Origin of the sequence: Nocardia sp. NPDC052001 (assembly GCF_040680615.1) — a bacterium.
Lineage (GTDB): Bacteria > Actinomycetota > Actinomycetes > Mycobacteriales > Mycobacteriaceae > Nocardia.
Genome location: NZ_JBFAXC010000003.1, coordinates 623,838 through 636,111 on the forward strand (window position 1 = coordinate 623,838; position 12,274 = coordinate 636,111).

At 66.7% G+C, this 12,274-nt stretch carries 14 protein-coding genes and 3 tRNA genes; 8 read left to right on the forward strand and 9 right to left on the reverse strand.

The window, feature by feature from the left end:
* Positions 1–22: 22 nt before the first annotated feature.
* Positions 23–112, forward strand: a tRNA-Ser gene (locus tag AB0L82_RS18230).
* A gap of 43 nt (positions 113–155) precedes the next feature.
* Positions 156–228: transfer RNA gene (locus AB0L82_RS18235), tRNA-Arg, on the forward strand.
* A 61-nt stretch (positions 229–289) separates the two neighbouring features.
* Here AB0L82_RS18235 and AB0L82_RS18240 read toward each other — a convergent pair.
* The 4 genes from AB0L82_RS18240 to dcm form a co-directional block, all read right to left on the reverse strand.
* Entirely contained in the window at positions 290–1,000 is a 711-nt protein-coding gene (locus tag AB0L82_RS18240) for a maleylpyruvate isomerase family mycothiol-dependent enzyme (protein ID WP_364637231.1), read from the reverse strand.
* A 10-nt stretch (positions 1,001–1,010) separates the two neighbouring features.
* Positions 1,011–1,736 carry a DUF998 domain-containing protein gene (locus AB0L82_RS18245; RefSeq protein ID WP_364637233.1) on the reverse strand — a complete coding sequence of 242 codons (726 nt, stop codon included), beginning with the start codon at positions 1,734–1,736 and terminating at the stop codon, positions 1,011–1,013.
* A gap of 97 nt (positions 1,737–1,833) precedes the next feature.
* Complete coding sequence (locus AB0L82_RS18250) at positions 1,834–2,247, reverse strand: very short patch repair endonuclease (RefSeq protein ID WP_364637235.1); 414 nt, start codon at positions 2,245–2,247, stop codon at positions 1,834–1,836.
* 60 nt (positions 2,248–2,307) lie between these two features.
* The gene (gene dcm / locus AB0L82_RS18255; RefSeq protein WP_364637976.1) at positions 2,308–3,450 is read right to left on the reverse strand and encodes a DNA (cytosine-5-)-methyltransferase; all 1,143 of its coding nucleotides are present in this window, start codon (positions 3,448–3,450) and stop codon (positions 2,308–2,310) included.
* A gap of 211 nt (positions 3,451–3,661) precedes the next feature.
* Here dcm and AB0L82_RS18260 point away from each other — a divergent pair, with 211 nt between their 5' ends.
* The gene (locus AB0L82_RS18260) at positions 3,662–4,264 is read left to right on the forward strand and encodes a putative glycolipid-binding domain-containing protein (protein WP_364637237.1); all 603 of its coding nucleotides are present in this window, start codon (positions 3,662–3,664) and stop codon (positions 4,262–4,264) included.
* A 6-nt stretch (positions 4,265–4,270) separates the two neighbouring features.
* Here the strand turns inward: AB0L82_RS18260 and AB0L82_RS18265 are convergent, their stop codons facing one another.
* Complete coding sequence (locus AB0L82_RS18265) at positions 4,271–5,218, reverse strand: prephenate dehydrogenase (RefSeq protein WP_364637239.1); 948 nt, start codon at positions 5,216–5,218, stop codon at positions 4,271–4,273.
* Between the two features lie 58 nt (positions 5,219–5,276).
* On the opposite strand from AB0L82_RS18265, the gene AB0L82_RS18270 reads away from it, so the two are divergent.
* From AB0L82_RS18270 to AB0L82_RS18280, 3 genes are all read left to right on the forward strand, one after another.
* Positions 5,277–5,816: a tRNA adenosine deaminase-associated protein gene (locus AB0L82_RS18270; protein WP_364637241.1), complete on the forward strand. Its 540-nt coding sequence runs from the start codon at positions 5,277–5,279 to the stop codon at positions 5,814–5,816.
* A gap of 20 nt (positions 5,817–5,836) precedes the next feature.
* Positions 5,837–6,274: a nucleoside deaminase gene (locus AB0L82_RS18275; RefSeq protein WP_364637243.1), complete on the forward strand. Its 438-nt coding sequence runs from the start codon at positions 5,837–5,839 to the stop codon at positions 6,272–6,274.
* A 54-nt stretch (positions 6,275–6,328) separates the two neighbouring features.
* Positions 6,329–6,416, forward strand: a tRNA-Ser gene (locus AB0L82_RS18280).
* A 314-nt stretch (positions 6,417–6,730) separates the two neighbouring features.
* Here AB0L82_RS18280 and AB0L82_RS18285 read toward each other — a convergent pair.
* The 3 genes from AB0L82_RS18285 to AB0L82_RS18295 all read right to left on the reverse strand — a co-directional run bounded on the left by AB0L82_RS18285 (position 6,731) and on the right by AB0L82_RS18295 (position 8,440).
* Entirely contained in the window at positions 6,731–7,045 is a 315-nt protein-coding gene (locus tag AB0L82_RS18285) for a hypothetical protein (RefSeq protein ID WP_364637245.1), read from the reverse strand.
* Between the two features lie 76 nt (positions 7,046–7,121).
* On the reverse strand, positions 7,122–7,751 hold the full coding sequence (locus AB0L82_RS18290; protein ID WP_364637247.1) for a glyoxalase: 630 nt from the start codon (positions 7,749–7,751) through the stop codon (positions 7,122–7,124).
* A gap of 65 nt (positions 7,752–7,816) precedes the next feature.
* Complete coding sequence (locus tag AB0L82_RS18295) at positions 7,817–8,440, reverse strand: TetR family transcriptional regulator (protein ID WP_364637249.1); 624 nt, start codon at positions 8,438–8,440, stop codon at positions 7,817–7,819.
* A gap of 132 nt (positions 8,441–8,572) precedes the next feature.
* Between AB0L82_RS18295 and AB0L82_RS18300 the strand changes: the two genes are divergently transcribed.
* Complete coding sequence (locus AB0L82_RS18300) at positions 8,573–9,013, forward strand: hypothetical protein (RefSeq protein WP_364637251.1); 441 nt, start codon at positions 8,573–8,575, stop codon at positions 9,011–9,013.
* A 72-nt stretch (positions 9,014–9,085) separates the two neighbouring features.
* Here the strand turns inward: AB0L82_RS18300 and AB0L82_RS18305 are convergent, their stop codons facing one another.
* Positions 9,086–11,425 carry an MMPL family transporter gene (locus AB0L82_RS18305; protein WP_364637253.1) on the reverse strand — a complete coding sequence of 780 codons (2,340 nt, stop codon included), beginning with the start codon at positions 11,423–11,425 and terminating at the stop codon, positions 9,086–9,088.
* 227 nt (positions 11,426–11,652) lie between these two features.
* Here AB0L82_RS18305 and AB0L82_RS18310 point away from each other — a divergent pair, with 227 nt between their 5' ends.
* Positions 11,653–12,249 (forward strand): TetR/AcrR family transcriptional regulator, encoded by a 597-nt coding sequence (locus AB0L82_RS18310; protein ID WP_364637256.1) that lies wholly within the window; start codon positions 11,653–11,655, stop codon positions 12,247–12,249.
* Positions 12,250–12,274: the final 25 nt, after the last annotated feature.

Sequence of the window (12,274 nt, forward strand, 5' to 3'; positions counted from 1 at the left end):
GCCCTCGTAAGAGAAGGCTCCAGGAGGCGTGCCAGAGCGGCCGAATGGGACTCACTGCTAATGAGTTGTCCCTTCACGGGGACCGGAGGTTCAAATCCTCTCGCCTCCGCCAAGCCCGGTTCGCCGGGCTGCTACAACTGAATATGTTCGACCATGCGCCCGTAGCTCAACGGATAGAGCATCTGACTACGGATCAGAAGGTTAGGGGTTCGAATCCCTTCGGGCGCACAGCAGAATGTCCCCGCACCAGCAGGTGCGGGGACATTCTTGTTATCCGGGGTGGTGCTCGTTATTTCCAGTCCGCGAGGTCCGGGAGGGTGCCGGTGAGATCCGCGCCATCGGAGCGGCCGATGAGCCAGGCGGCGAGAGCTGGTGCGGGGCCGGTGATTTCCGTCTCAGGGGTGCCTACCGTGCCGGTGTAGCCGGTGTCGGTCGCGGTGACGGTGAAGCCCGGACCCTCCTTGGCGGACAGGTCACCGATGGCCTGGGGGAGCAGGCGGGTGACGAAGGCGGCGGGCCAATCCTGGGGCGTGTAGCCGATATTCAGGTCCACGTGGTGAATCTCGACCTCCAGCAGGCGCATCCACAGCACGCGGCTGGCGGGCAGCTCGCCGCCCTGGCGGTTGCGCACGATCGCCTGCCAGGATTCGGCGGGCATCACCCGGGCCAGGGCGAGCCAGCGCTCGGCGGACGCGGTGAGGTCCTCGAATTGTTCGCGCATGGCGCGCGGGGCGCCGGCTTCGATATCGGCGTCGCGCAGGAAAGCGCTTGCGTACTGCGGGGTTTCGATACCGGTGCGCGCCCACAGCAGCAGGTTCACCAGGCTGTCGGCATTGCGGGACAGATGCGTCAGCACATGCCCGCGGGTCCAGCCGGGCAGTAGCGACGCCTCGATCAGATCGGCGTCGGTGAGGCCGGAGGCGGCGTCGAGCAGCAGGGTCGTCGCGGCCGCGACGGTGTCGAGCTGCGTGGGAATCTCGGTGAGTGCGTCGCTGGTCACAGCATCGACCCTACCCAGCGCGGCGGTCGGAATCCCGTTCGGCGAGAACGATTTGCACCGCGAGCACGACCAGCCACAGCGACATCGCGCCCACCTGGATGCGCTGTGCGATGCCGAGACCGTAATTGCCGGGCAGATTGTCGGCGATCAGCATCCAGGCCGTCACGACCGAACCGATGATGAGAATCCACAGGCCGGTATGGCGCAGAATCGGCCAGCGCTTGTATTTGAACGCCGCCACACTGAACGCGATCATCGCGATGTAGATGGAGAACACCGCCAGCGAACTGGTGAGCGCGTGAATCTGATGCAGCTGCGGAACCAGTCCGGATTCCGAATACGTATGCGTCACAGTGGGATCGATCGGCCACTGGGCATCGGCGATGGTGGAGAGTCCGAAACAGGTCAGCGCGATCCAGCCGATGGTGGAATAGCGGCGGCGCGAGAACAACAGCAGGCCGCCGATACCGGCCACCGCGAGCATCGTCCCCGACACGGTGTCACCGGTGGTGAAGACCCAGCGGAACGGCGCACCCTTCTCGGCCAGCTGACTCAGGAAGGTGTTCGTCGGATCGCTGGGGATGGGTAGCAGGAATTCCAGCACCCAGGACGAATAACCGAGCCCGGCCAGCCCGATCAGGATGGCGATGCACCAGCGCAGTACCCGTCGCCAGCGTGGAGTGGGCGGTGCGTCACTCGGGGCCGCCGCTACCTGTTTCTCCTGGGTCCGGGTCATAGCCGTACTCGCTTTCGCTGGCCTCGCTCGCTCTCGCAGCCGTACTGGTCGGACGGTCCGGTGGTACGTCCATTGTCGCGCATCGACCGCGCGGGCTTCACGCCCCGCGGGCCAATACCAGCAATACCAGGTCGGCGGCCGCTTGCGCCGATTCGTGTTCCCACACCCGCACCACCGTCCAGCCCTGCGCCGTCAGCCGCGCATCGGTATCGCGATCCCGGGCCACATTCCCGGCCAATTTCTCGGCCCAGAACTCGGCGTTGTTCTTCGGCGACGTGGCGTGTTGCGGACAGCTGTGCCAGAAACAGCCGTCCACGAACACCGCCACCTTCCGCCGCGGGAACACGATGTCGGCTCGCCGCCGCATCTTCGGCAGCGGAGCCCTATCGACGAAGAACCGCGCACCCCGCCTGTGCAATTCCCGGCGCAGCGCCATTTCCGGCTTGGTGTCGACCCGCCGCTGCTTCGCCATTCGCGCACTGGTCGCCGCATCGGTGATCGGACGCGGCATGACTACTCCTGAACGGCAGAGCGACTCGTGAAGTGCGATCGGCGAATTCGCCCGTTCGGCTCAGGCGGCCTCGCGGGGGAATCCTCCCATTCGGTCGAGATGGTTCTCCACGTCCTCGATGAAACCGGGCGGGAAGCGCAGTGTGCCCATGGTGGTGCGGCGCAGGAATCCGGCCGTGGCGCGGGCCGAGAGCAGGCTCACATCGTCGAGGAACCAGCGCAGATCCTCGTAGGGCGCGTGTACGGGCCAGGTGGACACCGGAACCCGGTACACCGCGCCGTCGCGGCCCCACGCGGCCAGCGGCCAGGCGCGGCGGGTGTGCGGTTCGCCCGCCGGGAACGGGTCGTCGGCGGGATCGGCGAGGCGGCCCGCGATCCAGGACGCCATCCGCACGCTCACCGCATTGCCGACCAGCTTCCAGCGATGCCCGCGCCGCACGCCGGGGACATCGAGGGCCGGTGTCGTCCAATCCCGATCGAAACCCTGCAGCCGTTCGCAGTCGGTGATGCCCGGGGTGACCAGTTCGCCCGACGGCAGCCGCACCGCGGGTGGGCTCGCGATGCCCAGCCCCGACCCGCCCTTGAGGGTCGGCACCGCGTTCACCGCCCAGCCGAGTCCGCGATTGCCCTCGGTCCAGTAGAAGCCGCACGGATCGTGCGCCGGATCGCCGACCGGATGCGGTCCGGCATCGGTGCCGAACAGCACCGGCCTCGGGTCCTCGGTGCGCGAGGCCAGCATGAGCACCCGCTGACGGCGCTGTGGCAGCCCGAACGCGCGCGCGTCGACCACCCGGTATGCCCAGGTGTATCCGAGCTCCTCCAGCGCGCTCGTAATGTGCCGCATGGCCGCGCCCGCGCCCAGTTGCAGCATGAACGGGACATTCTCGATGAGCAGCCAGCGCGGTCCGCGCTTGCGCTTCACCAGGCGGAACACCTCGTCCACCAAACCCGAACGGGCACCGGTGATTCCGGCTGTTCGTCCGGCTTGGGACAGATCCTGGCAGGGGAATCCGGCGGCCACCAGATCGGTGCCGGCGGGCAGCGCGCGCAGCCGGGTCACATCCGAATGCAGCTCGACCCCGGGGAACCTGGCGGCTAGCACGGCCTGCGCGCCCGCGTCGATCTCACACAGCAGTTCGCTCTGCCAGCCGTGCGCGGCCAGTCCGAGCTCCAGCCCGCCGATCCCGGCGAACAGCCCGACCATCCGCGCGCCAGTCACAAAAGTCCCTTCCAGCCCCGAGTTCCCCACACATGCCCGCGAACACGTTACTCGAGTCCCCGCGACCCGACCTCGAGCAACACCGGGCATACCGGGCGGTCTGCATCGCCTGCGGTCGTCAGCGCCCCGACACGCCGCCGGGAAACGCGCGCCGGGGGTCACCGGAGGAAAACCGGCTGCACGTACGGTTATAGGCGTGACGGAGAGCGGGAGCGAGGATTCGAAACCGGCGGCGCCGAAATGGCCGTCGATATTGACCTGGCGCGCGCATAACGCGTCGCGAATGGAATCGGTGCGGGTTGTGCTCAGCGGCAACCGGATTCGCGCGGCCGGCCGCATCATCGCGGGGGAGTGCGAGGATCATCCGGCCTTCAGCGCGTCCTACGACCTGGTCACCGACGAGAACGGCGTCACCCGGCGACTGTCCCTGCGCAGCACCCTCGCCACCGGCGAGCGGCACGCCTCCATCGCCCGCGACGAGGAGAACTACTGGCTCATCGACGCCGGTGGCACACATGTGCGCTCCACCTTTGGCGGTGCGCTCGACGTCGACGTGGTGCTGAGCCCGTTCTTCAACACCCTGCCCATCCGCCGCTACGGCCTCGCGCACGCCAGCGAGGACGTCCAGGTCCCGGTCGTCTACGTCCGCCTGCCCGACCTGCATGTCCAGGAAGCCAGCCTCACCTACAGCAGCGGCGCCGACGGCATCCACGTGCTGTCACCGGTATCGAGCGCGACCGTCAAGGTCGACGACGACGGCTTCCTGCTCGACTACCCGGGCCTCGCCGAACGCATCTGAGCCGCCCTACAGCGACTCGATGACCCCGCCGCGTCGTCCCGCCTCGGCCAGCCGCTCGGCCCAATCCTGGTCCCCCGGGCGGATATCGGTGATCGCCCAACGCTCGTTGTCGTCGAAGTCGACACGCGCGTCATGTCCCGCATCGGCCAGCTGCCCGATGGTGCCGTTCTCGCGCAGGCTGTCCCGCGCGCCCTCCAGCACCCGCAGCGCGTCCTCCAGCACCTCCAGCAGTGCGGTCGCGTTCGGATCGCAGATGGCCCGCACCAGATCCGGCGCGGTGGCCGCGACCCGGGTGCCGTCGCGGAACGAACCCGCCGCCAGGCCCAGCGCCAGCGCTCCGCCATTGCGGCCCTGGATCGCGAGCGCCTCGGCCAGCACGTGCGGCAGATGCGAGATGCGCGCCACGGCTCGATCGTGTTCCTCGCTCAGCACCGGCACCACCACGGAACCGCAATCCAGGGCCAATCGCGCCACTCGCTCGAACGCGCCCGCGTGCGTCCCCGGATCCACGCTCACCGCCCACGCGGCCCGCTGGAACAGGTCGGGAGTGGATGCGGCCCAACCGGACTCGCTGGTCCCGGCCATCGGATGCCCGCCCACGTAGCGGGCCGCCAGCTCATGCCGTTTCATAGCCGCCGCCACCGGGGCTTTGACGCTCACCACATCGGTGAGCGCGCATTCGAGTGCGAAGGACTTCACATCCGAGAGGATGGTGTCCAGTGCGGGCATGGGCACGCCGACCACGATCAGCGCGTCCTCGCGGGCAGCCCGCCGCAGCACCGGTTCGATCTCGCTGGTCACGTCGACGTCATCGGCGCGGGCGGCTTTCGCACCGGCCTCGGATCGGTTGAAACCCCACACCTCGTAACCCGCCGCGGCGGCGGCGCGGAGCACCGATCCGCCGATCAATCCGGCGCCCAGGACACAGACAGCTGCTTTCGGATGGCCCGTCATGCGATCAGATTCGCATACGACTTCAACATTTCCCCCGAAGCGGACTACCGTTGCGCCCATGGCAGCACAGCGCTCGAGCACGAACAGGGCGGCGTCGGACGAGTACGACGACGTGGAAGGGTTCGCAGTGGCGGTTGTCCGCGAAGAAGCCGATTGGAAAGTCACGCCGTTGAGCGCGGCTGCCCTCTCCAGTCTTTCCGCGGCCGAGGCCGAGTTGCGTGAGCTGCGAGCTTCCGGCGCGGTATTCGGCCTGCTCGATATCGACGACGAGTTCTTCATCATCCTCCGCCCCGGCCCGACCGGGAGCAGAATCCTGCTCTCCGATGCGACCGCGGCCATCGACTACGACATCGCGGCCGATGTCCTCGAGGAACTGAATATCGAGATCCCGGATATCGATCCGGACGAACTGGACGACATCGAACCCTGGGAGGAGGGCGACCTCGGCGTTCTGTCCGATCTGGGCCTGCCCGAACCGGTGCTCAGCGTCATCCTCGCCGAAACCGACCTCTACCCGGACGAACAGCTCGGCATGGTGGCTCGCTCACTGGGCTTCGCCGACCAGTTCGCCGCGGCCCTCGACAAACTCCCGCGCTGAACCCGCTCGTAGACGAGGACATGATCCGCGCGGCCATCGAGGCCGCGCGCACAGCCGACCCGCGGGACGTACCGGTGGGTGCGGTCGTCTTCGACGCGTCGGGCCGCGAACTGGCCCGGGCCGCCAATGCCCGTGAGGCGCTCGGTGATCCGACCGCGCACGCCGAAGTGCTGGCGCTGCGGGCTGCCGCGAAGGTCATGGGTGACGGCTGGCGGCTGGAGGGCGCGACCCTCGCGGTCACCCTCGAACCCTGCACCATGTGCGCGGGCGCGCTGGTGCTGTCCCGGGTGGGCAAGCTGATCTTCGGCGCGTGGGAGCCGAAAACCGGTGCGGTGGGCTCGCTCTGGGACGTGGTACGTGATCGACGTCTCAATCATCGCCCCCAGGTTCGCGGCGGGATTCTGGAGCCCGAATGCGCCGCCCTACTGGACACCTTCTTCAAAACCCAGCGCCCCTGACCCCCTCCGCAGGCGATTTCGGGATTCGGCAGGTGGTCCGGTAAAGTCACCGGCGGTGGCGTGTCCGAGCGGCCTAAGGAGCACGCCTCGAAAGCGTGTGAGGGGTAACCCCCCTCCGAGGGTTCAAATCCCTCCGCCACCGCTGCAAGCCCCTCGCCTGATTACAGGCGAGGGGCTTTTTGCTTGTGCCACAACATATCCGGATGCGGTGGTGGCGCACATGTGATATCGGTAGTCCCGGCGGAATGTGGTCCGCCCAATCCACGGGAGTTAGGAATTCAGGGGACATGGAACTTATCAGCATCTTCTTCGCGAAGGCTCTCCAGCTGGCGAGCGCGGGTTCCGCTTACGCGAACACCCCGCACTGACCGGTTGACGGGGCGGGAGATTCCAGCCTGCGCGACCAATGCTGAAGCCGCCCAACTGATTTCAGGTGGGCGGCTTTTTGTCGGAATGTCATCCGATCGGGGTTTTGCCGAAGAGGCCGTTGAAGCAGCCGCTGGGCCCGTGGTTCATCATGCTGCTGCCGAGGCCGAGGTTGTAGGTGCCGCCGGTGAGGCGGCACAGCAGCATGGCGGTGGGGAGATCCAGCGCGGCCGATCCGGTGCCGGAACCGGTTTGCACGACGCTGGCCTGGCTCGATCCGGAATCGGCCGCGATCGGTGCGGGCTGAAGCGTCGGGGCTTCGGCGTTCGCCAGGCCCGATCCGGCGGCGATGATGCCGGCGAACAGGGCGGTGGCGGCGGATGCCTTGGTCAGGATTCGTGTCATGGGTCGGAACGGTAATCGCGATACCCATTGAATGAAATGTAAACGTTTCAAATATCCCGGTGGGTGCGATGCGAATTTAGATCCGCTCCCAGTCGAAACCGTCCAGATCGGTGAAAGGGGCGGCGGCGGTCTGGATGGCGACGCGGTGCGAACCGCTGCCCTCGGCGCTCACGCCCGCGTCCTTGGCCGCGAATTTGCGGGTGTAGAGCGCGAGCTTGACCGGGGCGGCCTCCGGGGCCTCGAATTCGACGTACTTGCTGCCGAAACTCTTGGCGACGGCGAGGCCGTGCTCGACGTAGAACTGCTTGGTGGCCTTCACATCATCGACGCCGAGCAGCAGTACGAAGGCGTCGACTTCGCGGGTGAACGGGCCGGTGTCCTTCTTGGCGGAGGTGGCGATCTTCCACACCACGCCGTCGGGCGACCGCAGGACGCCGCTGTAGCCCCAGAGGCTCTTCTTGGCGGGCTTCACGACCGTCGCGCCCGCTTCCACGGCGGTGCCCATGAGGCTGTCCACGGTGCTCGGCTGCGACACCACGAGCGAGAGGACGAAGCCGCGGAAACCGGTGGACGGGGCCTGGGCGGCGCGCACCCGCAGGCGGTCGCCGAGGCCGAACGCCGCGGCGTAGAACGCGGTGGTCGCGGCCGGGTCGTCGGCCTCCAGGGTGATGGCGGTAATGGTGGTCTGAGCTGCTGTGATGTTCATGAGAAGAACATTATTTGCCGCAGGGGTGTGCGCGCTTCTCGATTCCTGATCGCTTCGCGGAGGGGCTAGCCAGCGGTCAATTCCAGTGCCGATCCGATGGCGGCGAAGGCCCGGTGCAGCCGCTCGATGAGGGCCTCGCGGCCGCCGTCGCCATCGGCGCCGACCCAGGCGCGGCCCGCGATGCTCCAGGCGGTGGTGGTGAGCTCGGCGAGGATGTGCGGGCGCAGATCCTCCGGGGGGAGGTCGAGTTTGGTTGTGAGACAGTCGATTACCTGCTTCTCGATACCGGAGCGGTGGTACTCCACATGGCCCATGAGTGCGGGTGCGGTCAGCACCAGGCGGCGGGTGGCGATGTAGCGGCGGTCCCAGTCCTCGGGCAGTTCCCGCGCGGCGGCGGCGAGGGTATCGCGCAGTTCGTCCAGCACGGGACCGGATAATTCCCGAACCTCCAGTGCCGCAAGGTAATTCGCCCACAACTCGGTTTCGGCCTCGGTGGCCGCGGCTTCTTTGGTCGGGAAGGTGCGGAAGAAGGTGCTGCGCGAGACCTCGGCCTCCTCGACCAGCTGCTCCACCTTGGTGCTGTCGAAGCCCTGCTCGGTGAACAGGCGCAGCGCGACATCGGCGAGGGCGCGGCGGGTGCGCAGGCGCTTGCGTTCGCGCAGCGGAAGCGCGCGGTCGTCCGTGGTCATGCCGGTGATCATAGCCGGTGCCGAAACTGAGTCGCTGAAGAAACTCGGTCCAAATTGGTACTTGCGCACTTCTGGAACTGAGTGTCATGATTGCTGCACACCGAACCGAACACCCCGCATCAGGAGCTCGAAATGACCACCACCGCCCCCGTCCTGAACCCCGCGATCATCGGCCAGGCCGAGAAGCACCACACCGCCGTACTGACCCGCGCGCTGGCGGGCACCACCCTGGACGAGCGGCAGTGGATCACCCTGAATCAGGCTCTGGCCCAGGGTGTTCCGGTCGCCCGCACCGCCCATGTCGCCCGGGTCGCCGGTATGACCCAGTGGGACCCCGCGGACGTCGAAGCCGCCGTCGCGGCGCTGGTCGGCAAGGATCTGCTGGCCACGCTGCCCGGCGATGAGATCCGGATCAACGATGCCGGTAGCGAATTGGTGGCCCGGGTGCGGGCGGCCTCCGGCAAGATCATCGGCCCCGCCTACGGTTCGGTCTCGCCCGCAGACCTGGAGACCGCCGCCCGCGTGCTGATCACCATCACCGCCCGCATGGGCGAGGAACTGGCCCGCGCGTGAGCAACCACGGAAACGACTCTGCCCCGCACCTGAATTCAGATGCGGGGCAGAGACTTTCGATCTATCGGGGGATCACACCCCGGCCGGCTCCTTATCCATCGACACCGGAGCCGACGACTCCTTGAGCGCCGCCAGCTTGGCGCCCTCGACATCGATATCGGGCAGGACCCGATCCAGCCACTTCGGAATCCACCACGCCCACTTGCCCATCAGCACCAGCAGTGACGGGATGAGCACCATGCGGACCACGAAGGCGTCCAGCAGCACGCCCGCCGCCATGGCGAAGCCCATGGACTTGGCCACCACGTTCGGTTCCAGCATGAAGGCGCTGAACACCGAGATCATGATGATGGCCGCGGAGGTCACCACGCGCGCGCCGTGGTGGTAGCCGCTGATCATGGCTTCCTTGGCGGACTTGCCGTGCACGTATTCCTCGCGCATGCGGGTCACCAGGAACACCTGGTAGTCCATCGCGAGTCCGAATACCAAGCCGATCAACATGATTGGCAGGAATGACACCAGCGGATGCGCCTCGACCAGGTTGAACTTGCCCTCCTGGAAGATGAGCACCGTCGCGCCGAAGGTGGCCGCCATGGACAGCAGGAAGCCGAGCGCGGCGGTGAGCGGCACCAGGATCGAGCGGAACACCAGGATCAGCAGCAGGAACGCCGCGCCCGCCACGATGGCCAGGTAGGGCACGATCTTGCTGAGCAGACCCGCCGACACATCCGCGTAAATCGCTGTGGTGCCGGTGATTCCGTACTCCATGCCGTACTTGTCGTTGAACTTCGACTCGGCATTGCGGGCGTCCTTGACCAGATCCTTGGTGACCTTGTCATTCGGCCCTGCCTTGGGGACGACGGTGAACAGGGCGGCTTCGCCGTCCTTGCTCGTCTGGGCGTGCGTCAGATATTCCACACCCTGGTACGGACCCTTGGGGCCGAGCTGAGCGCGCAGCTCGTCCAGGGCCTCGGTGCGCTGATCGGCGGGGGTCTTGCTCATATCCACGGCGATCATGAGGGTGCCGTTCGCGCCCTCGCCGAATCCGGCGGTCTGCAGGTCGTACGCCTTGCGCAGCGTCGAATCCTTCGGCATGGAGTCGCCGCCGGGCAGGCCGAGCTGCATATTGAGCGCGGGCGCGGCCAGCAGGCCGAGCAGCACCACCGAGACCGCCAGCGTCAGAGCCGGCGCCTTGCCGATGAATCGGGCGAAGCGCTGTCCGTTGGTGACGGAGTTCTCGTCCTCGGGATCGTGCCGGGCGACCAGCGGCAGCTTCGGCTTGAACAGGAAGCGGCCGAACGCGCCCATCAGCGCGGGCATCAGGGTGACCGCCACGAGCACCGCCATGAAGGCCGCGACCGCGCCGAAGATACCCATGTAGGTCAGGAAGCTGACACCGACGAACGCCAATCCCGCCAGCGCGATGATGACCGTCAGACCGGCGAAGATGACCGCGGATCCGGCGGTGCCGACCGCGGTGCCTGCGGCTTCCTCCGGCGAATTCGATACGGCCAGTTCATGTTTGTACCTGGACACGATGAACATGGCGTAGTCGATGGACAGCGCCAGGCCGATCATGGACGCCAGGATCGGGGTGAAGGTCGGCACCGTGAGCCAGTGCGTGCCGAACATGATGATGGAGATGGCGGTGCCCACGCCGACGAGCGCGGTGAGGATCGGCACGAAGGCCGCGACGACCGCGCCGAAGCCGATCATCATGACCACCAGCGCGACCGCGATGCCGATCATCTCGGAGGTGCCCTGTGAGCCGCCCTGTTCCTGTGCGATGGAACCGGTCAGTTCGATGGTGAGGCCGTTGGCGCGCGCCTCGTCACCGACGTCGTACGCCTTCTTCTGGTCATCCTTGGTGATGTCCGAGAACTTGGCGATGTCGTACTTGGCCTTGACGGTCGCGACCGAGTCGGCGGTGCCGTCCTTGCCGAGCACGTTCAGCGGTGCGGCCGAGCAGATGCCGGTGAAGTCCGCCGACTGACGATCGCCGGTGAGGCAGTCGATCTTGGCGGATTCGCCGATCTTCTTGGTGACATCGATCGGGTTCATCGCCGGAACGGCCTTGTCGACGATGTCGAGCCCGTTCAGCTTGTCGACGAACGCCTGCAGCTGTGCCGCGTTCTTCGGATCGGTGAGCTTCTCACCCGCGGGCGCGCCGATCACATAGGTGCCGGTGACCGCATCGGGATCGAAGTCCGCCGAGGCGCCCGGGAAGTGCTTGTCGAGGATTTCGGTGGCCCGCTCCGAGGGGAGGCCGGGCATGCTGAAGCTGTCCTGGAAGGGTTTGGCGAGGGAGCCGCCGACGCCGCCGATGACGATCAGGGCGGCGAGCCAGACTCCGATGACGAGCCATTTCTGGCGGAAGGCGAACTTTCCCCACCTATAGAGGTATACGGACACGAGGGGTTCTCCTGGCGATGGTCTCGGGGCGATGGTTTCATTCGCACTGCACCGTGCGTCGTGAGCGCGTAGACAGCCCTGCCGCGGGAGCGCGCTGTCCGCTCCTCGCCTCCACGTAATTTCTGCCTACCGTGCGGTAGGTAGACTAACCGTTGAGTAAGCGGAGGAACAACCTCGACTTTTCCGACGTTCCTCGCGTCGCGAAAGCCGGTGAGAGGATGATGCGCATGGCGGGTCGTAGCGTGGCGGGAACAGTTGTCGCAGGTAGAAGCACGAAAGACGCGATTCGGGACGCCGCGATTGAGCTATTTACCAGCAAAGGCTTCGAACAGAGCAGCTTACGCGAGGTAGCCGATGCGGTGGGAATCACAAAAGCATCGCTCTACTATCACTATGCCTCGAAAGTGGATCTGCTCATAGCGATTGTCGAGCCGATGGTCGATGACCTACGCGCTCTGGTAGAGGGCCTCGACGCAATTCCGCATTCACCGGAGACCGTGCGCGAAGTACTCGAGGCGCATCTGCGCTCGACGCTCGGCCATCGCACCGCGGGCACCCTGTGTATGCGCGATACCGTCGCAATCCTGAACGCACTCGGTGACCGTTATCCGGACATGATCGAACTCAGTCGCCGCATGTGCGCCTGGCTCGCCGGACCCGGCGCCGATGACGAGACCGTGCTGCGCGCGTACGCCGCCATGCAGGTGCTCGGCGCGGGGCTGATGTCGAAGGACAGCGTCCCCGGGGCCTCGGAGGAACTGATCGGTGGCGTATTACTGGAAGCCGCACTGGGCGTGCTGAATCCACGGTTGGTGGCGCGATAAGGTTTCGTTCACCCGCCGGACGAGA

Coding starts and splice junctions, on each gene's coding strand:
- AB0L82_RS18300 (WP_364637251.1), top strand. CDS start 8,573: ATGACCACCACCGCCCCCGTCCTGAACCCCGCGATCATCGGCCAGGCC.
- AB0L82_RS18245 (WP_364637233.1), bottom strand. CDS start 1,736: ATGACCCGGACCCAGGAGAAACAGGTAGCGGCGGCCCCGAGTGACGCA.
- AB0L82_RS18250 (WP_364637235.1), bottom strand. CDS start 2,247: ATGCCGCGTCCGATCACCGATGCGGCGACCAGTGCGCGAATGGCGAAG.
- AB0L82_RS18295 (WP_364637249.1), bottom strand. CDS start 8,440: ATGACCACGGACGACCGCGCGCTTCCGCTGCGCGAACGCAAGCGCCTG.
- AB0L82_RS18285 (WP_364637245.1), bottom strand. CDS start 7,045: ATGACACGAATCCTGACCAAGGCATCCGCCGCCACCGCCCTGTTCGCC.
- AB0L82_RS18265 (WP_364637239.1), bottom strand. CDS start 5,218: ATGACGGGCCATCCGAAAGCAGCTGTCTGTGTCCTGGGCGCCGGATTG.
- AB0L82_RS18270 (WP_364637241.1), top strand. CDS start 5,277: ATGGCAGCACAGCGCTCGAGCACGAACAGGGCGGCGTCGGACGAGTAC.
- AB0L82_RS18290 (WP_364637247.1), bottom strand. CDS start 7,751: ATGAACATCACAGCAGCTCAGACCACCATTACCGCCATCACCCTGGAG.
- AB0L82_RS18310 (WP_364637256.1), top strand. CDS start 11,653: ATGGCGGGTCGTAGCGTGGCGGGAACAGTTGTCGCAGGTAGAAGCACG.
- dcm (WP_364637976.1), bottom strand. CDS start 3,450: ATGGTCGGGCTGTTCGCCGGGATCGGCGGGCTGGAGCTCGGACTGGCC.
- AB0L82_RS18275 (WP_364637243.1), top strand. CDS start 5,837: ATGATCCGCGCGGCCATCGAGGCCGCGCGCACAGCCGACCCGCGGGAC.